Source organism: Insulibacter thermoxylanivorax (assembly GCF_015472005.1).
In the GTDB taxonomy this organism is placed as follows: Bacteria; Bacillota; Bacilli; order Paenibacillales; family DA-C8; genus Insulibacter; species Insulibacter thermoxylanivorax.
In genome coordinates this window covers 43,378-66,938 of the sequence record NZ_BMAQ01000026.1, presented here as the reverse complement: position 1 = coordinate 66,938, position 23,561 = coordinate 43,378, and the positions used below count along the sequence as shown (strand labels likewise).

Sequence of the window (23,561 nt, the reverse complement as noted above, 5' to 3'; positions counted from 1 at the left end):
TGTCCGAAAAATAGGACAAAACCCAGCGAAAAACCTTCCCTGCAAGGAAATCGTACAAAATGATCAGGATCCTCTTTAGACCTATTCTGGATCCGATTAGGTTCTTACCAGTTCATGTTGTTCGAACCTTTTGGGGCATTGTGATTTTCAGGGAGTTGGTCTACGGCAGCATTTTCATTGCCCCATTTACGTTTATATGCATAGTGATAGCTGACCAGCAAGATCCAAGTCAGAACGATCGTTAAGATCACGGTGGCGATCATGTAGCCGCTCATGTTCATAGCTGATGTACCTCCCCATATATTCTCTCCACTATTATCATAGCTTAGATTGCGCGAATAAGCCAAACACTTTTTGGGTATGGAAGGATGATTAAACTTTGCCGGGATCGACTACACTAAACCTAGCAAATATGCGTGCTTCTCATATTCAATGCCAATGAACGGATAGCGAAGCAAGCAGGTATAGTGAGGTGATGGCCGATGTCGATCGTGAGGGATCTGGCTAAGATCGCTGCGGAGAAACTGATCTATACGCTGGAGACGCCGCGGGAAGTGCGCCGTGAGGAGCGCAGACAGCGCCGCAGCCAGAGCGAACCTTGGCAGACGAGATATTTTGGGATGCTGCCGATGTCCTTCCAAGTATGGCGGGCCAACCGGAGGCGGACAGATCATCTGCAAGAGACGGATTACCAAGAAGGAGATCGGAATCAGGCAGAAGAGCTTCATCAGGTACAGAACCAACAAAATAACCCGCAGCCTCAGCCATAGCAGCAGCCAATCGTTACCACATCATCGCCAACACTTGTTAGCCACAACATCAGCTGCTGTTGCAATACTAACAACAGCAAGGGAAAACACCCCTGCACACCAAAAGCTTTAGGGTTTGGGCGGGGTGTTTTTTATTCGTTTTGTTCCAAATAGATGTGTCCGTAGCCGACGGCGTCGATGAGCGGTACATAGCGCAGGCCCTCGCTGTAGATCAGGAGGTAGGTTTCCGTCTGTTCCCACTGGGCATAGCCGATGATCGGATAGGGCAGGAGCACGAGCTCATCATACAGCTCGACGGTCAGCGTCAATCGCTGCTTACCGCGCAGCGGCTCGATGACGTCGTCGATCGATCGAACGCGCAGCGGCGGCTCGACGATCCAGCCAAGGTCTTCGTAGGGATCAAACTTGGGAAGCTGCATGAGGTCCTTCAGCTTGCTCAGTTTCGTCGGTTGATAATCGATCTCCGCCTTGATCTGCGGTTTGCTGGAAGGGTCCTTGGTCAGCGGGTATTGCTCTCCGGTGATCGCATCGAAATATACCGGCTGCCGCCAGTCCTCGCTGTGCACTTTCCAATAGGCGGCGAAGGGGTAGAGGTAGTGCCGTTCGATCTTCAGCTTCTTCTGTCCCTGTGCTTCTGTCAGGACGTTCTCATCCTGTGGAACTTGCGGCTGACCAGGGAAGGAGAGCCATGCCGCCAGTTCTTCCACCGTAGTGGCAGGTTCGATCAGCTTCTGCTGCACGAGGCTTTCGCGCAGCCGTTCGAGATGGAAGATCGGCTGCTCACCGACCCCGTACTCGGCAAGTCGATATCCGCCGCCCTCGAGGGCTGTGACGATTAGATAGCCTACGGGGGACTGCTGTTCGAGCACATGAACGATCCAGCCGTGGGTCCCCGGTCCAAGAGGCTCGATATGAAAATCAGCGGACTGCCAAGGAATCAACTTATGCTGCTCAGCGATCGTCCGAATCCATCCGGCAACGGTCTCCTGCAGCTTGACCTGCGGATCGTGTTCTTCGTAGATCGGACCGCCAAGCCGCGTGCCGTTAAGCTTAGGATCATCGAGCATCGAAGCGGCGAATGTCCGGCTGTGCTCGGCGGCGGGTGTCAGCGCGCGGGCGGATGCGGGATTAGACCATGCGGCTGCCGCTGACAAGGCGATAATGCCTGTGAGTATGCATAGTCTCTTAACGTTCATCGTATGATCGTCTCCATCCTTTCTGCCTTGGGCTCTAGGATCTTGAGGATTTTGCATTAGAATCATGCCATGCATCCTCAGGATTTGCCGTTTTCAGGATCTAATATCCTTAAGATCTTCCAAGCATCAACATGAGCGTCCATTTTGCTTCTCCAAGATGACGAAGGCTTGCGGCTGCTTGCCATCGGTTCATCCAGGCGGACAAGCTTGTACTGCTAATACTAAAGAGTATGGGCAAAAAAGGTTGTTAGAACGTGTCAGCTGCGAATTTTTTTTTGTCTGCAAAAAATGCCACCCTCACTGCGGATTCGCCATCGTTCTTACCTGTTCGGGCGGTGTGAGCAGGTGGAAGAGACCGCAGTTGATCACCGAGACGAGCACGCGGGGTTTGTACTGCCAGGCGATCTCATCCTGCCGCGCGCGATATTCCTCCTGCATGGCGGATTTGCTCTCATCGTTCGAATTTTGGATCATCTCCTGATAATAGAGCTTGATTCGATCCAATTCGTCATACATCCGCTGCTCGGCTTCTACCGCCCACTGGTGATCCTGATTCCGCACGATATCTTCCAGATAGTACTCCAGCTCTGCGACGGCCCGCGGCAAGCTGAGCATCTCCTTGAGATGGGTGTGGGCGGGCAGCCGCGGCGACAGACGGTACTGCTTCAGCAGCGGGTAGAAGCCGGTGAGGATCTCGCCCGTTGCCAAGCAGATGCCGAGGGAATACAACTCATCCCGCTTAAGATCGCACAGATATTCCACCTTGTAGTTCACGCCGAGATAGGAGCGGTAGCTTAAGGGCCGGCCGGGCAGCACCAGGCGCTCATCGGTCTGCTCGTACAGGTTGACGAACCGGCCCTTATCCCGGCTGGAAGCGAAGATCTGATGCAGCCTTGCGCTGCCGAAGGTGACCGGCTCATGCCGCGTTCGCTGCAGGGGTGCTGCCTGCAGATGCCCAAAATAACGCGCCAGGATGGAATCCTGTCCCAGTACGCCGGGAGCGGCTGGTCCGTTCTGCTGCGGCTTCTGATCTGCCTGCCTGTCCGCTTTCTGCAGCGCCTCGAAGGCTTCCTGGTCGAAGACGAAGGTGAGGGACATCGTCTCCGGCTCCGCTCCCGTGCGTTCTACGAAGCTCCAATAGTACGGGCGATTCGTGAGGGCTTTGTCCGCTTCGGGCGACAGCTTCACCGTGATATAGGCGGGGCAGCTCTCCAGCACATGGCACTCCGTCGCCTCCAGGTAACGGCATACATAATCCCGAACTTGCTCTTGCTTCATCGCGATGCCTCCGTATGGTGCGGCGGCCCGGCGGGGCTGATCGTCCTGGAAACGGCGCCCGGCACATGCGCAGCGGGTAGCGGCTTCTCTCCCTGCAGCGGCGGTCCATGGGAGATGCGCTGCTTCGAGGAGACGAAGTTCTCGCCGATTCGTTCGATCTCGCGGCGCATCTCGTCTTCGCTTCTCGCTTCGAGCATCGCTTTGTACAGGCGGGTCTCAACGGCAGAGGACTCTTCCATGCGTTCTAAGATCTCATCCAATTCGCCGATGACCAGCTCGAACATATTGATCTTCTCGTGCAGCAGATTGACGATATGCTCCTCGATCGTGCCGATCGTTTCAAGATTGTAGATATACACGTCGTGTTCCTGACCGAGGCGGTGAATGCGGCCGATCCGCTGCTCGACGCGCATCGGATTCCACGGCAGATCGAAGTTGATGATGTGATTGCAGAACTGCAGGTTGATGCCCTCACCGCCGGCCTCCGTTGCGACGAGGATCTGTGCCCGGCCGCGGAAGAGATCCATCATCCAGTCTTTTTTGCCGCGGTTCATGCCTCCCCTGTAGGGGACGGCGACGAGGTTATGCTGCTTTAGAAAATGCAGGAGATATTCCTGGGTCGCCCGGTATTCTGTGAAGACGATCACCTTGTCATCGATTTGTCTAATCAGCTCCATCGTCTTCTCCGCCTTCGTATTGGCCTTGATGTTCTTAATCTTGTTCACCAATTCCCAGATCCTCGGGCGCAGCGGCGAATCCTCCGATGTCTTCTTGAACAGATTGACGAGGGTGACGAACACCGCATCCCGGCTGGAGCACACCTCCCGCTGCAGCGTCACGAGAGGCAGGACACTGCTCAGGTCTCCGCCGGATTCCTGGTAGCGCTCGCGTACGAAGGAGGTGACGCTGTCATATAAATCCTGCTCCTCTGGTGAGAGGCGGAGCGGGATGTTCTTCACGATGCGCTTCGTGAACGCCAGGTTGCCGTCGGCGCGCCTGTTGCGGATCATCACCTTGGACAGCTCCTGCTGCAGGATTTGCTCGTTCTTGGGCACGCGTTTCTCCTGTACGAAATTCTTGTTGAAGCTGGATTCGCCGCCCAGCTGCCCGGGCTTCAGCAGCGTGATTAAGTTGAACAGTTCGCTCAAGTCGTTTTGCACCGGTGTGGCGGTGAGCAGCAGGCAATATTTTTTGCGGATAGCGGCAGCGAACTGGTAGTTGGCGGTTTTTTTGTTTTTTAATTTATGGGCTTCATCGATGATCAACATATCGTAATCCAAGCTGAGCACGATGTCCCGATGGGGATCGCGCTTGGCGGTGTCAAGGGAGGCGACGACGATGTCGTATTGCCGCCACATATATTCCTTCTTCTGAGCGACGGCGGGGATGCCGAATTTCTGATTCAGTTCCCTCACCCACTGCAGCACGAGAGAGGCCGGCACGAGGATGAGCACGCGGCGGGCAAGGCCGCGGATCATGTATTCCTTGAGGATCAGACCGGCTTCGATCGTCTTGCCGAGTCCGACCTCGTCAGCGAGGATCGCCCGGCCGCGCATCTCTCTAATCACCTTGCGAGCGGTATCCAGCTGGTGGGGCAGCGGGGTGAGCTGCGACAGGTGACTGAGGCATTGCAGATCGTCGAAACGGTGGATCGCTTGGGCTTCTTCGGCTTCGTACGCCAGTTGGTAGAAAGACCAGCGGTCCCAAGGTCCGTTCTGCTCGAGCCGCTTCGCCAACTCTTCGTACCAATCCCGATTGAAACAGATCTGCAGATGGTCATTGAGATCCCGCACATTCGGGGGCAGCTGCGGTTTTAGGGTCATAGCTGTGCCTCCTTGTAAGCCGGAAAGGTCCTCCGATGATCCGTTCTGAACGGCTGGATAATAGTATTAACGGAAGGATGAAATTTCATAAGCGAATAAATCATGGATGAGGGTCGGACAGCAATACAGCATCTATGGTAAAATAACTAGAAATCAGGGAATGCGCCGCATGAGAGCAAATGCTATAATGATAAAGTTGCACACGATAAAGTTGCACACGATAAAGTTGCACACGATAAAGTTGCACACGAAGAGTTACACACGATGCCGGAAAATCACGTTTAGGCATCCCGCGATCGATGTTGTTTAATAGGAGCTATTGCGTGACAGAGAAAGGGAGTGGAGATCGTCATGCAGACATGGAGGTTTATCAAATCCGGAGCGATGGATCCGGCTTGGAATATGGCCATCGATGAAGCGATCATGAATGCCGTGTCGGAGGAGAAGGCGCCGCCGACGCTTCGTTTCTATGGATGGCAGCCGCCGACGCTGTCGATCGGCTACTTCCAGAAGGCCGCTGATGAGATCGATCTGGAGAAGGTCGAAGCAAGGGGCATCGGATTCGTGCGCCGTCCTACGGGAGGGCGGGCTGTGCTGCATGATCAGGAACTGACCTACAGCATGATCCTCTCTGAATCGTATCCCGATATACCAAAGTCCGTCACAGAGTCCTACCGCATCCTGAGCAACGGGCTGCTCCACGGCTTCCGCCGGTTAGGCCTGCAAGCGGACATGGTGAATCTAGCCGACGAAGCGGAGAAGGCGAAGTATGCTTCGGCGGGTTCCGCTGCCTGCTTCGATTCGCCGTCGTGGTATGAGCTCGTCGTGGAGGGGCGCAAAGTCGCCGGCAGCGCCCAGATGCGGCAGCGCGGCGTGATCCTGCAGCATGGAGCGATCCTGTTGGATATGGATGTGGATCTGCTCTTTGATCTGCTTTATTATCCCAATGAACGGCTGCGGGAGCGGCTCAAAAAATCTTTCCGCGAAAAAGCCGTCGCCATCAACGATATCAAACGGGCCCTGGGACAGCCGCCGGTTACCCTCGCGGAGACGGAAGCCGCCTTTGAGCAGGGGATTCCCGAGGGACTGGGCATCAAGCTGGAGCTTGGGGACCTGAGCGACTGGGAACAAGCAGAGGCCAAGCGGCTCGTCGAAGAGAAGTACGGCAACCGCGAGTGGAATCTGCGGCGCTGAGCTTGGCTTAAGGCCATTGAAGGGTGAATGGCGGACGAAAATAGGACGATGGATGGGGAGTACAGGGATTATAGAACTTAACACCCTATCCATTAGTCCCGAAATGCTTACCGAAATATGTCGAATAAGATCGAATAAATTAAAATTAAAAAATAAAGAAAACGAGAGAAAATAAAAGAAAAACGAATCATTCAAAGGCCTCTTATCTGAATTTAACATTCGAGTAAGTAGCATCACAATATGTAGTGGTGTACAATGGTACTCACATACAACATATTGTTATTTACACATAACATCATGAATAGCTTGTATACCCAACGAAAAATTTCGGCGAAAATTGCTGTTTTCGGGCGAATATCGCTGATTTTCGTTTTTTTGTGCGCATGTCCTTGGGACAAGTTGGGTTATCACTTTTAGGAGGATGTTGCTAGTGGCTGGAAAGCAGACGAAAACCAGATTGACAGGACTCAGCGAGAAGATCTTCCTTGATCGCTATGCGCTGAAGGATGCGGATGCGAATAATACCAAGGTCGGCGACGTCGTGTTGGTATTGACCAAGGATGATCCGAAGTTCCCGACCAAGGAAGTTGGGGAAGTCATCAAGCGTGAGGGGCGCAAGGTAACCGTTAAGATGCGCAATGAACAGGTCATCGAAGCGGATCTTGATCAGATCACCCTCACCATCGAGAATACGCCGGATGAAATGTGGAGCAGGCTGGCGAAAGCGATTGCAAAGGTTGAGAAAACCCCAGCCAAACAGAAGGAATGGACGGAGAAGTTCCGCTATATCCTGGATGACTGGAAGCTGGTTCCCGGCGGCCGGATCGCTGCCGGAGCGGGTGCAAGCGATGAACTGACCCTGTTCAACTGCTATGTCATCCCGTCGCCGAAGGATTCCCGCCGCGGCATCCTGGAGACGCTGATGGAGATGACGGAGATCATGGCCAGAGGCGGCGGTGTCGGCATCAATCTGTCCTCGCTGCGGCCGCGCAGAGCCATCGTTAAGGGTGTAAACGGCTCTTCGAGCGGTGCGGTCTCCTGGGGCGGCATCTACAGCTATGCAACGGGTCTGATCGAGCAGGGCGGAAGCCGCCGTGGTGCGCTGATGCTCATGATCAACGACTGGCACCCGGATCTGCTTGATTTTATCACTGTGAAGACGAAGATGGGTCTGCTGACGAATGCTAACCTCTCGGTTTGCATCAGCAACGCGTTCATGAAGGCGGTGAAGGAAGACGCCGACTGGGACCTGTACTTCCCGGATACGACGGACCCGGATTATGATGAGCTCTGGGACGGCAATATGGACAAGTGGAAGCAGATGGGCAAGCCTGTGAAGCACTACAGGACGCTGAAGGCGCGTGAGATCTGGCATACGATCATCGAATCCGCCTGGAAGTCCGCTGAGCCGGGCGTCGTCTTCATGGAATATTACAACCAGATGTCGAACAGCTGGTATTTTAACCCGATTATCTGTACGAACCCGTGCGGTGAACAAGGTTTGCCGGCTTGGGGCGTATGCAACCTGTCAGCGATCAACCTGTCGAAGTTCTATGATGAAGCGAAGGACGATGTGAATTGGGAGGATCTGAAGACGGTTGTCCGTTATTCCGTGCGTTTCCTCGACAACGTCATCGATGCGACGCCGTATCATTTCGAGGAGAACCGGAAGAACCAGCAGGCAGAACGCCGCATCGGTTTGGGTACGATGGGGCTGGCAGAGCTGCTGATCAAACTGCGCATCCGTTACGGCTCGCCGGAATCCCTCGAATTCCTCGATAAGCTGTACGGCTTCATCGCCCGCGAAGCTTATCTCGCTTCAGCGGAGATCGCGGAGGAGAAGGGTTCCTTCGAACGTTTCGAGCTGGAGCCGTTCCTGCAGAGCGGATTTATGAAGAATATGGTCGAGGTGTATCCGGAAGTAGGAGAAGCGATCCGCAAGAAGGGCATGCGCAACGTTACGGTGCTGACGCAGGCTCCGACGGGCAGCACCGGTACGATGGTCGGCACATCGACGGGCATCGAGCCGTACTTCGCCTTCGAATATTATCGCCAGAGCCGCCTCGGCTTGGACAAGCAATACGTCCCGATCGCGAAACGCTGGCTGGATGAGCATCCGGGCGAGGAACTGCCGGATTACTTCGTCACGGCGATGGATCTGAGCGCGGAGGATCACATCCGCGTGCAGGCAGCGATCCAGCGCTGGGTGGACAGCTCGATCTCCAAGACAGCGAATGCACCGCATGATTTCACCATCGAAGAGACGAAGAAGCTGTATGAGCTGGCCTTCGAGCTGGGCTGCAAGGGCGTGACCATCTACCGCGACGGCAGCCGCGATACACAGGTGCTGTCCACGGATGTGAAGGACAAGAAGGAAGAGGCGCAGGCAGAAGAGGGCGCTAAGGACAACGCATCGGAAGCGCAGGCGGCTTCTGGATCCGCACAGACGATCGCTGTCCAGTCTGAGAAGCCAGCCAACGGCAACGGTACGCTCAACGGCAATTACATGAAACGTCCGCAGATCCTGCGCGGCGCGACCTATAAATTCAACACGCCATTCGGCATGGCCTATATCACCGTAAATGATTACGGCGGTCAACCGGTGGAAGTCTTCCTGAACGTGGGCAAGGCGGGCTCCGATGTGTTCGCGATGTCGGAAGCACTCGGCCGCGTCTGCTCCTTATTCCTGCGTTACGGCGACCACGGCAACAAGGCGAAGCTGCTCATCAAGCACTTGAAGGGCATCGGCGGTTCCGGGGCGACGGGCTTCGGTCCGAACCGCGTGGAATCGATCGCTGACGCGGTGGCGAAGGCGCTGGAGCTCCATCTTGAAGCTCATGGAAACGGGCAGCAAGAAGCGGCAGCGGCACAAACCGCAGCAGCGGTTTCGGCAGCAGCTGCTGAGCAAGCTTCTGTTCCAGGCGTTGATCCGCGGCAGGAGATCATCATGGGAGAAGGCTTGGACCTCTGCCCATCCTGCGGCACCGCTTCGCTGATCAACAGCGAAGGCTGCAAGACCTGCACGAACTGCGGATACAGCAAGTGCAGCTAAGGTCATAAGTGAGCCATAAAGCATAATAGAAGCCAAAAGGGGCTGTCCAGTTTAGTCAGGAAACTGACGGATGGACGGCCCCTTTCTCTGCAGGCAGGCTGATAAAATAATTATTGCATTTTTTTGATCGAGGGTGCATAGTATATATTTTGAATTTAAGATATATAAATCGAAATCAATTGATGGAGCGCGAATTGTTTATAGGATTTATTTCATAAATAAGGTCAGTCAAACTTCCGCTATTTTGCTCCAAGCGCGGATGATGAAGAAATAGAGGAAGTGAAACTTCTTTTATTTCTCGTAGATGCGAAAAAACCATTGATTTATTGACACTATTTTAGAAATAAGGGAAATTTGGCTTACACTATTCTGCGCGATTTGAAGGGAAGCTGGAAATAGAGGAAGTTTTGCTTCCGTTATTTTGCAAGAAGCCTGCATATCATGCGAAAGCAGAGGAACCGAATGGAAGAAGCAACAAGCTTAAGGCGTTATGCTTTTGGAGAAGGGTCTCCGCCTGTGATCGCGATTGTACATCGGCCTAATCATTTGGACTGTTTCGAGCGAAGGCTGCGATTGGAGCATTCTTCCGGGGCGGTATTCCGAAGCCTCAGCAAATAAGGTCAGTCACGCTGCCATCTCCATCAAAAATCATCCAATTTCAGCTGTATATGAGGTACAATAGGGATGTCTTTGTCACAGAATCGATAGGGAGCGATCGTATGAACCCGGCACAAAGGAGTCGGAGATTCCTGTTCCGCCAACTAGCTTTTGTCGGGTTGTCCAGTCCCTTCACCTGTGATAATCTCGCTGTAGGAATCGATGATCGGAGCTAATTATGAAAGCCGTTCCAAACCTTCCGAATCATTGATAGAACAATACGATAGAAAGGATCGAGGACAGATGACGAAACAGATGAAGAAACAAGGATTCAACCCTTATCTGCCTTCTTGGGAGTACATCCCTGATGCAGAGCCTTATGTCTTTGGCGACCGTGTCTATATCTATGGGTCTCATGATCGTTTTAACGGCCATGCGTTCTGTCTGAATGATTATGTTTGCTGGTCGGCGCCGGTGGACAATCTGGCGGATTGGCGTTATGAAGGCGTGATCTATCGCAAAACCGATGACCCGCTTAACCCGGACGGCCGCATGTGCCTCTATGCACCGGATGTCACCGTGGGACCGGACGGACGTTATTACCTCTATTATGTTCTGGACAAGGTTCCAGTTGTTTCCGTTGCGGTCAGCGATACGCCTGCCGGCAAATTCGAATTCTACGGTTATGTCCGCTATCCGGACGGCACGCGGCTCGGTGAGCGGGAGGGGGATCAGCCGCAGTTTGATCCCGGCGTGCTGACCGAAGGCGACAGAACTTACCTGTATACGGGTTTCTGTGCGGTGGGCGACCGTTCCCGCAAAGGTGCTCAGGCAACGGTCCTTGGACCGGACATGCTGACGATTGTCGAGGAGCCGGTCTTTGTCCTGCCGAGTGAGCCTTACAGTGAGGGAACGGGGTTTGAAGGGCATGAGTTCTTCGAAGCACCGTCGATTCGCAAGGTTGGGGACAAGTATTACCTGATCTACTCCTCGGTGGTTATGCATGAGCTGTGCTACGCTGTAAGCGACCATCCGACGAAGGGCTTTAAGTACGGCGGCGTGATCGTCAGCAACTGCGATCTCCATATCGATACGTACAAGCCGGCGAATAAGCCGATGTATTACGGCGGCAATAACCACGGCAGCATCGTCGAGATCAATGGGCAGTGGTATATTTTCTATCACAGGCAGACGAACGGTACGCATTACAGCAGACAGGGATGCCTGGAGCCGATTGAGATCCTCGAGGACGGTTCGATTCCGCAGGTGGAGATGACTTCCTGTGGACCGAACGGAGGACCTTTGGTCGGGCGCGGGGAGTATCCAGCGTATATCGCATGCAATCTCTTCTATAAGGATGAGGAGATGTATACGGGAACTTACGGCGCCTGGATGGATGGACGATTCCCGAAGATCACCCAGGACGGCAAGGACGGCGACGAAGAGATCGGATACATCATGAATATGAGGGATTCGGCTACGGCCGGGTTCAAATATTTTGACTGCAAAGGCATCAAACAGGTGAAGATCAAGGTTCGCGGATACTGCCGTGGCGAATTCCAAGTGAAGACGGCCTGGGACGGCCCGGTGCTCGGAACGATTCCCGTGGACTTTACGAATATATGGACCGAATATACGGCGGATATCGCCATTCCGGACGGCGTCCATGCGCTGTACTTTACTTATACCGGCGAGGGCAATGCGAGTTTGGCTTCATTTACGCTGATCTGACGGCTAACATAGAAGGGAGAGCGGCAGAGTGACTGACATGATAAACGTCTATCAAAACCCGGTAATCCCGGGTTTCTTCCCGGATCCCAGCATCGTGCGGGTCGGTGAAGACTACTATCTCGTGACGAGTTCCTTTGAATATTTCCCGGCGGTGCCCATCTTCCACAGCAAGGACCTCGTCCATTGGACACAGATTGGCCATGTGCTGACGAGGAAGGAGCAGGTCGATCTGTCGACGCGGAAGAGTTCCGACGGCATCTACGCTTGCACGCTGCGGTACCACGAGGGAACCTTCTATATGATCACCACAGATGTAAGAGGGATCGGCAATTTCTATGTAACGGCTAAGGACCCCGCAGGTCCATGGTCGGATCCGATTCGCCTGCCTTACGGCGGCATCGATCCTTCACTATTCTTCGATGACGACGGCAAAGTCTATGTCACCGTGCAGAACGGCGCCGGGCTGGATTCCCATATCATCCAATATGAGATCGATATCGAAACCGGCCGTGTACTGACGGAGCCGAGACGCATCTGGGACGGGGACGGCGGCGTATGGACTGAGGGACCCCATCTGTATAAGATCAACGGCATGTATTATATCCTCAGCGCCTGCGGCGGCACCTCCTTCGACCACCGGGAGATCGCCGGCAGGAGCGACAACCCGTACGGGCCTTTCGAGCCGTGCCCGGTGCCGGTTCTCACCCATAACAAGCTGCCCGATCATCCGATCCAGTGCCTCGGACATGCGGATCTCGTAGAGGATACGAAGGGAAATTGGTGGTTGGTGTTCCTGGGGACACGGCCAGTGGATGGCCGCTACTCCGTCCTCGGCCGCGAGACCTTCCTCGCGCCGGTGACCTGGACGGAGGACGGCTGGCCGATGGTGGACAACAATGAGGGCATCGTGCAGCTGCAGATGTCCGCTGAACGCTTGCCCGTGCCGCTGACGAAGCCGCAGGGTCCTGTGAAGATCGAAATCGGCGAAGGTTTCGGACCGGAGTGGAGTGCCCTGCGCACGATGGATGAGGAGCGTTATCAGGTCGAATCGCCCGGCGTGGTGAAGCTTGTGGGCAATGAATACTCGCTGGACGATGAGGCGCCGGCGACCTTCATCGGTGTTCGCCAGCGGAGTGTGGATATGGCGTTCAGCAGCTCCCTCAATTTCGCGCCGGCACAGGATGGCGAAGAAGCGGGGATCGCTGCACGCCTGAATAATCGGGGGTACCTTGCCTTCTCGCTGAAGCGGATCGGGGCGGAGACTTACTTGCATCTAACGGTGCGAAACGGCGACGCCAAGGAGGAAGTGAAGATTCCGTGGGAAGGCGGCGCAGTAGAGCTCAAAGTGCGCTCTGATGCCAAGCGCTACACATGTGAATACTCGCGGGACGGCATCACCTGGACGGAGATGCCCGGCGAGATTCGCGCCGAATGGCTGGCGCCGGAAGTAAACGGCGGTTTCACCGGCGTCTGCGTCGGACTCTATGCTTCCGGCAATGGCAGCCAAGCGGCGGTGCCTGCACGTTTTAGCAAGGTGGTATATACGGATCTTTAGAGAAACGGCACGTTAAATGAGCAATGGGGGCTTTAGCCCCCATTATTTTTTGAAAGGTTAGATATGCAGAGCCTCAATAAGCAAACATCAATGGAGACTGGAGTGCGAGGAGGGAATAAAATGCCTTCAAGAGAAGAGAGCAGCATGCAGAAAAATACACCGCTGGCACAGGCGCAGAATTCCGTGGATCGCTTCTCCAATGCCGTCGCCGATGCCGAGACTCACCCTAATGAGACGATGATCAAGCAGGCTTATCGGACGGAAGAGAAGGTGAGAAATGCGATTGCCAACCTGCAGGATGAGGAGCATCAAGAACCTGTGGAACGGCTGAAGGAGCGCTTCGAGGAGCAGCAATTGCGCTTACAAGGAACGACGGAAGAGGAGTTTTATCAGCCCGTGATCATGGCTTGGTTATGCCGCGGAGCATGCTGTCAATAACACAAACCCCCGGCGCCCGCTGTCAACAGGGGATGCAGGGGGGATTTTGGTTTATTCGGACTTGGTCCCGTTCATTCCACGATCAACAGCCCCGTCATCTCTTCATGGCCGCTGCCGCAAATGACACCGCAGCGGAAGACGAATGATCCTTTCTTGTCGGCCACGAAGGAGACGGGGCGGCTTTTCTTCACTTCAATATTATAGCCCTCTATTTTCAACGTATGATATCCCTTCAAGTTCTCCAATGTAATCTCTACGGTATCCCCTTGTTTTACACGAATCTCTTGGATGTCAAAATGATATTTAACGGCCCGCACGGTGAATCTCTTCACTGAAGCTTTGTCGGAAACCTTGTCGGCAGCCCGGTCCGGCGTGCCTGTTTCGTTTGCTGCCTGCACTCCATGATGATCTGTCTGGATCAAGGGTTCTGTGCATCCCGCAGCAAACCATAGGAGCAGCAAAACAGCGATACACCTAATCAATCTATCCATAAGGATTCCACCTCCTAAATATTAAGCATAAGCGAGGGGAAAAAGTGAAAGTGTGATGCAGAACACAATGTCATTAGTGCAACTTGCTATACTGAGGGTGTTGTTGAGAACGATTCTCAGACCGCTGAGGAGGGGTTACGAAGGATGACGAATCAAGGAAAAATCGTGGAACTGGACGTAAGAGAGCATCTGCGCAACAAATGGGATCCCTTCAAGCTCATCATGGATCATGTGAAGGAGTTGTCCAAAGATGATCAGTTCCGGCTTCACACAACCTTTAAGCCAACACCGCTGCTTAAGGTGATGCGATTAAAAGGCTATGTCAATAAAGCAGAGAAACTTGCCGCCGACCACTGGCTCGTCACCTTCGTGCACAAGAGCCGCAGGGATCTGCTGAACATCACGGAAGATGGGGCGGCGCTGGACACGGAGGGAGCGGAAACGGATGCGGAACGTGAGCCGGAAGTGTTTGAGCTGGATAATCGAGGTTTGGAACCGCCCCATCCCATGGTCCGCACGCTGAGCAAGCTGGAGGAGGCGCGTCCCGGGGACCGCGTGATCATCCACAACGATCGGGTTCCGGTATTCCTCATCGAGGAGCTGAGCACGCTTGGATATACCTATGTGATCGAAGAGCAGCCGGATGGAAGTGCCATCGTTCAGATTACGAAGCATTAAGGTGGTGTATGGATGGTATCTCGTCTGCCGTTTTATTTTCTGCTCACGGGGCTGATCTGTTTTGCGCTTTTTCAGATCGGTACGCTCTCAGACTTTTCTGCATGGCTGTATGAGTTTTCTATGGAACCCCGTTATCCGACGGGTTGGGCCAAGGCGCATCTGCATGTTCTCGGATGGGCGACGATGATCGCGATGGGAGCGGTCTATCAGCTCGTCCCCGTAGTCCTTCAGAATCATAAGCTGTTCAGCGAGCGCTTGGGCTATATCCAGTATGGAGTCTTCACCTTTGGTTTTGCGGGGTTGATGATCGGTTTTCAGCAGATGAATGTGCTGATGATCGGCGGTTTCGCAACGATCGCCTTTCTCGGTATCCTGATCTTCGCGGGGAATATCGGGATGACTTTAGCACGCGCCAACCTGTGGAATCACGTGACGGTCAGCTGTGCGATTGCCGTTGGACATCTCGTGTTGACCGGGGTTGCCGGTATGCTGATGGGTCTGAACTTTGCCTTCGAATGGCTGGGGACCTTTCATGATCAGCTCCTGGGTGCTCATCTATGGTTTGGAGCGATCGGTTGGTTCGGTTTTCTGATCACTGGTTTCAGTTACAAACTCTTCCCCATGTTCTATCTCTCTCACGGCCATTCTGAAGTTTTGCAAAGATGGGTTATGGGTTTTCTATTTTCTGGTGTATGGATGGGGGTGATTTCCTTCCTGCTGAATGCACCTGCCTGGTCACATTGGATCGGATTGCTTTGTACTGCAGCAGGATTCACCATCTACGTATACCACCTGGGACAGATCTGCAAATCCCGGCATAAAGCCAATCCCGGTGCAGGGATCCTCTGGTCATGGCTGCTTGCGCAGGGCATCGCGGTGATCGTTGTTCTGTTAGTGATTGTAAGTGCTGTGTTTCCTGATCTCATCCTCAGCCCGCGGATGACCGCGGTGATCGGCTGGATGTATCTCTGGGGATGGGTGGGCATGACGATCATGGCATACCTGTCGAAGATCATCCCGTTTCTCTGGTGGACATATCGATACGGCAGCCGCGTTGGACAGGTTAAGATTCCAACCATGGCGGATCTGATCGATGACCGCAAGGTGAATATCCTGCTGATGGCCGTTGCGGTAAGTCTCTTTATTCTGCTGATCGGATTCGGCTGGAACCTTCCGCTCGTCCTGTCGATTGGGGGAAGTTTGCTGGCTGTGAGCGCGTTAGTCTATGTCGGCTTGCTGGCTGCAGTATTTACGAAGTAGGGCTGAACTGCTCAGCGGATGCGATCCCGTTGGGCGTTAGACGCTGCAAATTCTTACTGGAAAGTGAGGAATGGACCATGGAGAAGCACATTACTGAAGAAACCATTATCGAACTGCTTAAAGAGGTCTATGACCCGGAACTCGGGATTAATATCGTCGATCTAGGACTCATCTATGAAGTGAAGATCAATGGCGGCCATGTGTATGTACGGATGACCTTAACGACTCCCGGCTGTCCGATGCATACGGCGATCGTAGGCGGCGTCCACCGTGCATTGGAAGGCGAGCCCGGGATCCAATCCGTGGATGTGCATCTCGTATGGGAACCGCGCTGGACGCCGGATCGGATGACGCCGGAGGGAAGAGAAGCGCTTGGTTATTTTTAAGTTGATGTTGGTGCGGTCAAAAGGGATGAGGTGATCAGGAGTGAAACATTGGCATGCGTTATGGATTGCTGCGCTGAGTTTTGCAATCATCTTGGCAGGATTCTATATTCATCCGTTAGAAGAGTCGGCGGCTGCAGATCATAGTAAGATTGATGGAAGGCATCGTGGATTGCACGATGGAGTAAATGATGGGATGCATCATGAAACACACCATGGCATGATGTATGATGGGTTGCACGAAGATCATATGGGACTGGGCATGAAAGGTGAAGGGGAAGGAAACGTTGCAGGGACTGACCGCATTAACCAACCGCCTGTAGAACCAATCATTCACCGAGAGGGAAATTTCGTGTTCATTGAGATGACGGCGCAGGTGACAGATGTGGAAATCTCACGCGGTATCCTCTATAATGCATGGACCTTTAACGGAACGGTGCCGGGGCCGGTGCTTCGCGTGAAGGAAGGAGATACCCTGGTATTCACCCTTCGCAACCATGATCCGGAAAACGATCATTCGATGGACTTCCATGCCGTTCATGCTGCACCGAACCGCAAGTTCATCGATGTGGCGCCGCATGATGAACGAACGTTCACCTATACGGCTTCCAGTCCAGGCGTGTTCATGTATCACTGCGGCACGGATCCGATCCTCGAACATATCGCGAACGGAATGTACGGTACGATCATCGTCGAGCCGAAGGACGGGTATCCGTCCGATCAAGAGGTGGACCGCGAATATGTGCTTGTGCAGAGTGAATGGTATGCAGAGCACGATATGGAAGCTTTTTTGAACGGGGAACCGGAATATGTGGTGTTTAACGGCAATGATTATGGACTCAAGGAACACCCTCTGACTGCTAAAGTCGGTGACACGGTTCGCATCTATGTCAGCAACGCCGGACCCAATCACACGTCTTCCTTTCACGTCGTCGGCACGATCTTCGATCGGGTATACATCGACGGCCACCCGGATAACATGATGCATGGTATGCAGACGGTATTGCTGCCGGCCAGCGGCGGCGCCGTCGTCGAGTTTACAGTGAAGGAAGCGGGGGACTATCCGATCGTCAGCCATCAATTCAATCATGCGGCCAAAGGAGCGGTTGCGATCCTGCGGGTTACGGAAGACGACCCTGATGCGATGATTACGCACAGAAACGAGGTCTCAGCGGAGCTGATGGATGTTGGTTTCCAAAACGACGAAAACGCCACATTCGATCATGAATTCTAGATGAATGATGAATTCATTTGGATGCATGATCACGGCGGAATGGATAACTCCGCCGACATGCACGGTCACATTCGTCCAATGATGGGCGGCATGAGGACCGAGATGATGCATGAAATGATGTAAACCAGGATGCCGGCGATACCGCCGGCTTTTTTGTGAGCAATATTGATACATCGAGTCCCTTTCATCATTATCCCCTTTAGTCAGGTAGATTGGCTTGAGGAGCAAGTTGGTCTTTCCCCGTCGGTCAGGAAGGTTTGAGTTGTTTTGTGGTTGCTTATTCATCATGATCCCTCTCGTTCAGTAAGATTAGCTTTTAGGGGGATTTTCACCATGATTCCCGTAAGTCAGGAGAGATTGGGTTTGTGGTTGCTTTTCAGCATTACTCCTGTTAGTCAGGTGAAGGGTGGCAGCAGCTATGACTACCAGATCTTTTTTCCTTATGTCCAGTCTGGTGCGGTAAAGTCGGTTAGAAGGGGGTTGGCTCGGAGCTGAACCATAGGTAATGATATGAAGACCGATTCCTGAGGGAAGGGGATAATCATAAAAGAGGACCCAGGAAGAGAATATGTGCAAAACTGAGTGAAGGGGATAATCATGAAAAGGAGTCAAAAGATGAATACACACGTGGAAACGCTGCGATCCTGTTCTACATCAGCAGATCTTTATAGATCGCGGAACGCTTCTATCCATCCCAAAATATCATCTCCGCCGCATTATAAGAATTTTTTTTAGGAAAGTTTAACAAATCTATGAGCTTCATCTAACCTCCACATAACAGTCGCTTGTTACAATGCCCTAGGAATCATATGTGGAGGTGTATTCTATGAATTCGAAGCTCATGAAAACAGCATCCATCTTATTACTCACCGGGGCATTGCTGCTCGGTTCAGCAGTTGTTCCGGGCACACCAGAGACGGTATATGCGGCAGATGAAACGACAGGAAGTATCTATATAGCACCTGTGGATCGCGCGAAGTTTCTAGCAGGTGCAAGGTTTGATTTTCGCGTGGAATTAAGAGATTTAACCGCAAAACCGAATCAGGTCAGCATCACGATCAACGGCCGGCCTGCGGAGGCATTCTTCGGTCGATCCTTCGTCATCACGAATACGCATGAAGACAGCGAGGAATATACGATTCGTGACGTGATGTTTCGAAGTCCCGGTTTATACGAAGTGGAAGTCAAGGCTGGGGAACTGCAGCGCAAGATTCAATATGAAGTCATCGTCGCAGATCAGTACGGCAAAAAGGCCAAGAACGTCATCTTCTTCAATGGCGACGGGATGAGCCATGCGGTGATCACGGCGGCACGGATCTTGTCCAAAGGCATGACCGAGGGCAAATACAACGGCCTGCTCGAGATGGACATGATGGAGGCAAGAGGCGTCGTGACCACCTCCGGACTGGATTCAATAGCAACGGATTCAGCCAACAGCGCCAGCGCTTATGCGACAGGGCATAAGGGCGAGATGAATGCCCTCGGCGTCTACCCGGACAACACGCCGGATTCCCTGGATAACCCGAGGGTTGAGACGATCATCGAGATGCTGAAACGAACGAGCGGCAAGGCGACGGGCATCGTGTCCACAGCGGAACTGCAGGATGCATCGCCGGCTGCCGGCGTCGCGCATACTCGCCGCCGCGGGGACAAAGCGGAGATCGCGGAGATGTTCTATAAGGTGCAGCCGGATGTGATCCTCGGCGGCGGGTCGGCGTATTTCCTGCCGCAATCCGTCCCAGGCTCCAGCCGCAAGGATGATCAGGATTTCTTCAAACTGTTTGAAGAGGCTGGTTATCACATCGTGGAGAATCGCACGCAGCTGCTCCAAGTAGATGCCGGCAAGACGGATCGTCTCTTCGGCGTCTTCCACCTGGGCAATATGGATACGTACTACGACCGTTCGACGAACAACACGGCGGTGCTGGGCAGCTTTACGGATCAGCCGACGCTGTGGGAGATGACGCAGACGGCGATCGAGGTGCTGTCCAAGAATGAAGAAGGCTTCTTCTTGATGGTCGAAGCGGGCAGCATCGACAAGCAGCTTCACCCGCTGGATTGGGAGCGGGCGGTGATCGAAGCGATTGAGATGGATAAAGCAATCGGCGTTGCGAAGCGATTCGCTGAACAATACGGGGACACCCTGATCGTCGTCACCGCGGACCATGCCCATTCGATGAGCATCACCGGCACCTATTGGGAAGGCGATGGCAAGTCGGGCAAGGATGCGGTGCGAACTTATGCAGAAGCGGGATTCCCGACCTATGTGGACGCCGACGGTGACGGTTTCCCTGATGAGTTGGATGTGGAACGCAAGCTCGCTGTCCACTTCGCGAACCACCCCGATTACTATGAGGATTACAAGATGGATCCGGTCCCGACAACGCCGAATGTGAACGGTGAACCGAACCCGGCGAAGCTCTTAAATCCGGACGATCCGGATCGCGACCGCTTCCTGCAGATCGGGCCCATCAACGGATCGACGGGTGTGCATACGGTGGAAGATGTGCCGCTCATGGCGCATGGCACGGGATCGCAGTATTTTATTGGTGTATTGGACAATACTGAAGTGTTCTTCGCGATCGCCCATGCGATGGGGTTACAGCTCTTAGATTCGGAGACGGAGATCGGGGAACTTGTGCAATTGCGCCCCTTCGTCGAATCGCTGAACGGCACGATCACTTATAACGGCGGCAATACCGTCGAACTAAAGATCGGCCTGGGCACAGCGCGGCTTAACTTGACGAGCGGCGATGCTGTGGTGAACGGGCAGTCTCTGAATACGGACGTGAAAATTATGAACCAACGCACTTATGTCACGCCGGATTTTGCTGCGAAGCTCTTGGAATTATTGCCTTAAAGGAACGGGAGGTCAGCACCATGGCAGTACGTCAATCGGTATGCTGCATCCGGCGGCGTTCGTTAAGTCGAACGGGCCTGGTTGCTCTCCTCTTTCTCGCCGCTTGTGGTCAATCGGTTCCCCCTGGCGGGGAATCGGTTGACTCTATTTCGATGCAAGCTGCATCAGCGATGCGCAGCGCGGAAGAAGAGCGGTACATCGGCGAGGGGAGCGGCAAGGGAAACAGAGGCGGTGACCTGTACGCTGCGGCTGAGGGAACAGACGGAGAAACAGCCGAACCAACACGCGAAGATGCGGGTGAGAAAACAGGAGCGGATCTAGACGCGGTGACGGGTACAGGTACAGCGACGGGTATAGAGGCAGCGGGGGAGATAGAGACAGCGAGAGATTTAGAAGCGATGAAGGGGACAGGACCTGCAACAGGTAAAGATGCAGTGTCGGGCAAGGAACTTCGTAAAGAAATCGACAAGGGAACCGGTGAGACTGCAGGCAGTCATCCAAGTGAGGGTGAGCCGCGTGAAAAGACAGGCGAATCGAACTTGGTTACAACGGAGCGTGTGCCGCTTGGCGAACCATCTTCGAATGAATCAACGCCGGCACCTGACACGAAAAGTTCTGAGGATAATTGGGATGGGGATAACAAGTTAACTTTCGGAGAATTATATGCTTCCATCGGCGTCAGAGGCATCGAGCTGTCGGAGAAAGTAGAAGCGCTGACGGGCCAAGAGGTGGAGATGAGCGGGTATATGGCGCCGCCGCTCACGGCGGGGGTGCGCTTCTTCGTTCTGACGAAGACGCTGATGGCCGTATGCCCTTTCTGCTCGACAGACGCCGATTGGCCTGCGGATATCGTCGTTGTCTACCTTCCCGACGGCGAGGAGCTGAATCCGACGGAACATCCCGTGAAAGTGACGGGCAGACTTGATACCGGATCTTTCATCGATAAAGAGACGGGTTTCGTCAGTTTGGTGCGCATCTATGCTGATCAAGTCGAGGTGTTGAGATGATGCTGGAGCTTAGAGGGATTACAAAATCGTATCGAACCGCAGATCCGGGCGGAGATCCAGGCAGAGATACGGGCAAGCTGTTGGAAGTGCTGCATATTCAGTCGCTGACGGTGCATGAGAAGGAACGCATTGCACTGATCGGACCGAGCGGTTCCGGCAAGAGCACGCTGCTTAATATCATCGCCGGCATCATCCGCCCGACAACGGGCAGCCTTCGGCTGTACGGCGAGGAGTTAACCGATCTGGATGAGAAGCAGAGGGACCGTTTGCGAACGGAGAGCATCGGCTATATTTTTCAAAACTTCTATCTGCTCCCGGGTTTCAGCGCCTTGGAAAATGTCCTCATCGCCATGCAATTCGCCGGCAACTTGCGGGGCAAAGCACGTGAAGAACGAGCGAAGGGGCTCTTAAAGCGGGTCGGGCTGGAAGGACGCATGCATCACAAACCGCATCAATTGAGCAACGGTGAGCAGCAGCGGGTGGCGATCGCCCGCGCTCTGGCCAATCAGCCCAAGCTCGTCTTGGCCGATGAACCGACGGCGAACCTGGACGCGGCGAACGCCCTTGCGATTATCCAGCTGCTGAGCGAAATATGTTCGGAGCAAGGAGCAGCATTAATCCTCTCAACCCATGATCTGCAGTTGGTTCCTTACATGGATCGCACGGTGCAGCTCGAGGGCGGCCGATATATAGAGGAAAGCCGAGATTGCAGGGGAAGCCGGGTTAGCGGTGATAACCGTTCCAGCGGGGAAAGTCGACTTGTCGCGGGATATAGTGAGGGAATGATGGAGGGCAGCGGCGATGTCATTGGTTAGGATGGCGTGGCGAAACCTAAGCAATCGGAAATTACAGACCTTGCTCACGGTGCTCGTTATCGCTCTCGGGATTGCGATGAGCTTGAGCGTGATGATCGTCTCTTCCGGAATTAAGCAAGGTATCGCTGAAGCAAGCAAGCCTTACGGCATGCTGGTGGGCAGCAAAGGGAGTGCGAATCAGCTTGTTTTTAACACTATCTATCTCATGGATACACCGCTTGCGAATCTGCCCCTGGCCTATGTGGAAGAGCTGCAGCAGGACGAACGGGTGCAGCTGGCCGTCCCCTTCGGCTTAGGCGATCATTACCGCGGATATCGGATCGTCGGCACAACGGAGCAATTCTTCGAACTGCGTACTGCGCCGTCGGAAGAGCCGTACTTTCAAATCGCCGAGGGCCGCATCTTTCAGCAGCCCTTTGAAGCGGTGGTCGGACGGAAAGCGGCGCGGGCGACGGGGCTTGGGATCGGTGATACTTTCCTCTCCGGTCACGGTGTGATCCAAGGGATCGAAGAGGATCATTCCCATGCTGAACATCCATATACAGTGGTGGGGATTATGGAGGAGCTGAGCGCTCCCGCTGATATGGGGATCTACGTGCCGATCGAAAGCTATTGGATCAGCCACGGACAGCTTGGACCCAACGATGCGGAAGAGCCTGGGGTTACCTCTCTCCTCGTGCAGCCTGACAGCTATATGCATTTGATGCAATTGTATTCGGAGATCAACAATGGACAGATTGCACAAGCGGTGTTCCCTGGCCAAGTATTAGCGAAAGTATTTGATATGATGGGCAGCGGCGAGCAGGTGTGGGCGTATGTCAGTTACGTTGTGATGGGGATGGCGGTGCTGACGATTTTGTTGTTTCTGTATAACGCCACCTTAGAAAAAAGACGGCATATAGCCATCATGCGTGCAATCGGCGCCGGGCGTCGGCGGATCTTCTCCCTTGTTATCCTGGAGTCCGCATGGGTCGTCGCCCTCGGTTCTCTCCTCGGAATCGTGTTGACTTATGGACTCAGCTATGCTGCCTCCGTGATGATCAGCCGGAACAGCACCTTGAGTGTGATCCTCTCCTTCTCGCGGGATTACGCGGGTGTGATCGGAGTCGTATGGGCGGCAGGGCTTATCGCGGCGTTGATGCCCGCCGTCATCGCCTATCGCACGGAGATTGCCAAGCATCTTCAAGCGAGCTGGTGAT

20 protein-coding genes are annotated in these 23,561 nt (G+C 53.9%); 14 read left to right on the top strand and 6 right to left on the bottom strand.

Going from position 1 to position 23,561, the window contains the following annotated elements:
• Positions 1 to 104 precede the first annotated feature (104 nt).
• The gene (locus PRECH8_RS10185; RefSeq protein ID WP_200966999.1) at positions 105 to 281 is read right to left on the bottom strand and encodes a hypothetical protein; all 177 of its coding nucleotides are present in this window, start codon (positions 279 to 281) and stop codon (positions 105 to 107) included.
• A gap of 201 nt (positions 282 to 482) precedes the next feature.
• Between PRECH8_RS10185 and PRECH8_RS10180 the strand changes: the two genes are divergently transcribed.
• The gene (locus PRECH8_RS10180) at positions 483 to 770 is read left to right on the top strand and encodes a YqzE family protein (protein WP_200966998.1); all 288 of its coding nucleotides are present in this window, start codon (positions 483 to 485) and stop codon (positions 768 to 770) included.
• 131 nt (positions 771 to 901) lie between these two features.
• Here PRECH8_RS10180 and PRECH8_RS10175 read toward each other — a convergent pair whose 3' ends face one another.
• From PRECH8_RS10175 to PRECH8_RS10165, 3 genes are all read right to left on the bottom strand, one after another.
• Positions 902 to 1,966 (bottom strand): hypothetical protein, encoded by a 1,065-nt coding sequence (locus PRECH8_RS10175; protein ID WP_200966997.1) that lies wholly within the window; start codon positions 1,964 to 1,966, stop codon positions 902 to 904.
• A 297-nt stretch (positions 1,967 to 2,263) separates the two neighbouring features.
• Complete coding sequence (locus PRECH8_RS10170) at positions 2,264 to 3,244, bottom strand: YqhG family protein (RefSeq protein ID WP_200966996.1); 981 nt, start codon at positions 3,242 to 3,244, stop codon at positions 2,264 to 2,266.
• Complete coding sequence (locus PRECH8_RS10165; RefSeq protein WP_200966995.1) at positions 3,241 to 5,067, bottom strand: DEAD/DEAH box helicase; 1,827 nt, start codon at positions 5,065 to 5,067, stop codon at positions 3,241 to 3,243. The genes PRECH8_RS10170 and PRECH8_RS10165 overlap by 4 nt, the downstream gene beginning before the upstream one ends.
• A gap of 351 nt (positions 5,068 to 5,418) precedes the next feature.
• On the opposite strand from PRECH8_RS10165, the gene lipM reads away from it, so the two are divergent.
• The 5 genes from lipM to PRECH8_RS10140 all read left to right on the top strand — a co-directional run bounded on the left by lipM (position 5,419) and on the right by PRECH8_RS10140 (position 13,634).
• Positions 5,419 to 6,261 carry an octanoyltransferase LipM gene (gene lipM, locus PRECH8_RS10160; RefSeq protein WP_200966994.1) on the top strand — a complete coding sequence of 281 codons (843 nt, stop codon included), beginning with the start codon at positions 5,419 to 5,421 and terminating at the stop codon, positions 6,259 to 6,261.
• A 430-nt stretch (positions 6,262 to 6,691) separates the two neighbouring features.
• Positions 6,692 to 9,313 (top strand): adenosylcobalamin-dependent ribonucleoside-diphosphate reductase, encoded by a 2,622-nt coding sequence (locus tag PRECH8_RS10155; RefSeq protein ID WP_242457529.1) that lies wholly within the window; start codon positions 6,692 to 6,694, stop codon positions 9,311 to 9,313.
• Positions 9,314 to 10,225: 912 nt separating this feature from the next.
• Positions 10,226 to 11,641, top strand: a complete 1,416-nt coding sequence (locus PRECH8_RS10150) for a family 43 glycosylhydrolase (RefSeq protein ID WP_200967003.1) — start codon at positions 10,226 to 10,228, stop codon at positions 11,639 to 11,641.
• Positions 11,642 to 11,678: 37 nt separating this feature from the next.
• On the top strand, positions 11,679 to 13,196 hold the full coding sequence (locus PRECH8_RS10145) for a glycoside hydrolase family 43 protein (RefSeq protein ID WP_200967002.1): 1,518 nt from the start codon (positions 11,679 to 11,681) through the stop codon (positions 13,194 to 13,196).
• A gap of 120 nt (positions 13,197 to 13,316) precedes the next feature.
• Positions 13,317 to 13,634, top strand: a complete 318-nt coding sequence (locus PRECH8_RS10140; RefSeq protein ID WP_200966992.1) for a hypothetical protein — start codon at positions 13,317 to 13,319, stop codon at positions 13,632 to 13,634.
• Positions 13,635 to 13,705: 71 nt separating this feature from the next.
• Here the strand turns inward: PRECH8_RS10140 and PRECH8_RS10135 are convergent, their stop codons facing one another.
• Positions 13,706 to 14,125, bottom strand: a complete 420-nt coding sequence (locus tag PRECH8_RS10135) for a cupredoxin domain-containing protein (protein WP_200966991.1) — start codon at positions 14,123 to 14,125, stop codon at positions 13,706 to 13,708.
• A gap of 144 nt (positions 14,126 to 14,269) precedes the next feature.
• On the opposite strand from PRECH8_RS10135, the gene PRECH8_RS10130 reads away from it, so the two are divergent.
• The 4 genes from PRECH8_RS10130 to PRECH8_RS10115 all read left to right on the top strand — a co-directional run bounded on the left by PRECH8_RS10130 (position 14,270) and on the right by PRECH8_RS10115 (position 17,680).
• The gene (locus PRECH8_RS10130; RefSeq protein ID WP_200966990.1) at positions 14,270 to 14,803 is read left to right on the top strand and encodes a DUF2249 domain-containing protein; all 534 of its coding nucleotides are present in this window, start codon (positions 14,270 to 14,272) and stop codon (positions 14,801 to 14,803) included.
• A gap of 12 nt (positions 14,804 to 14,815) precedes the next feature.
• A complete protein-coding gene (locus PRECH8_RS10125; protein WP_200966989.1) occupies positions 14,816 to 16,063 on the top strand; it encodes a hypothetical protein in 1,248 nt (415 codons plus the stop codon).
• A gap of 77 nt (positions 16,064 to 16,140) precedes the next feature.
• A complete protein-coding gene (locus PRECH8_RS10120) occupies positions 16,141 to 16,449 on the top strand; it encodes a metal-sulfur cluster assembly factor (protein ID WP_200966988.1) in 309 nt (102 codons plus the stop codon).
• Between the two features lie 247 nt (positions 16,450 to 16,696).
• The gene (locus tag PRECH8_RS10115; protein WP_242457533.1) at positions 16,697 to 17,680 is read left to right on the top strand and encodes a multicopper oxidase domain-containing protein; all 984 of its coding nucleotides are present in this window, start codon (positions 16,697 to 16,699) and stop codon (positions 17,678 to 17,680) included.
• Here PRECH8_RS10115 and PRECH8_RS10110 read toward each other — a convergent pair.
• Positions 17,615 to 17,965 (bottom strand): hypothetical protein, encoded by a 351-nt coding sequence (locus PRECH8_RS10110; RefSeq protein WP_200966986.1) that lies wholly within the window; start codon positions 17,963 to 17,965, stop codon positions 17,615 to 17,617. The genes PRECH8_RS10115 and PRECH8_RS10110 overlap by 66 nt on opposite strands.
• Before the next feature lie 541 nt (positions 17,966 to 18,506).
• Between PRECH8_RS10110 and PRECH8_RS10105 the strand changes: the two genes are divergently transcribed.
• The 4 genes from PRECH8_RS10105 to PRECH8_RS10090 are packed head-to-tail and all read left to right on the top strand — an operon-like array spanning position 18,507 to position 23,560.
• Positions 18,507 to 20,540: an alkaline phosphatase gene (locus tag PRECH8_RS10105; RefSeq protein ID WP_200966985.1), complete on the top strand. Its 2,034-nt coding sequence runs from the start codon at positions 18,507 to 18,509 to the stop codon at positions 20,538 to 20,540.
• Positions 20,541 to 20,560: 20 nt separating this feature from the next.
• Positions 20,561 to 21,547 (top strand): hypothetical protein, encoded by a 987-nt coding sequence (locus PRECH8_RS10100; protein WP_200966984.1) that lies wholly within the window; start codon positions 20,561 to 20,563, stop codon positions 21,545 to 21,547.
• The gene (locus PRECH8_RS10095; protein WP_200966983.1) at positions 21,547 to 22,362 is read left to right on the top strand and encodes an ABC transporter ATP-binding protein; all 816 of its coding nucleotides are present in this window, start codon (positions 21,547 to 21,549) and stop codon (positions 22,360 to 22,362) included. Before PRECH8_RS10100 ends, PRECH8_RS10095 begins: the two co-directional genes overlap by 1 nt.
• On the top strand, positions 22,349 to 23,560 hold the full coding sequence (locus PRECH8_RS10090; RefSeq protein ID WP_200966982.1) for an ABC transporter permease: 1,212 nt from the start codon (positions 22,349 to 22,351) through the stop codon (positions 23,558 to 23,560). The genes PRECH8_RS10095 and PRECH8_RS10090 overlap by 14 nt, the downstream gene beginning before the upstream one ends.
• Position 23,561 lies beyond the last annotated feature (1 nt).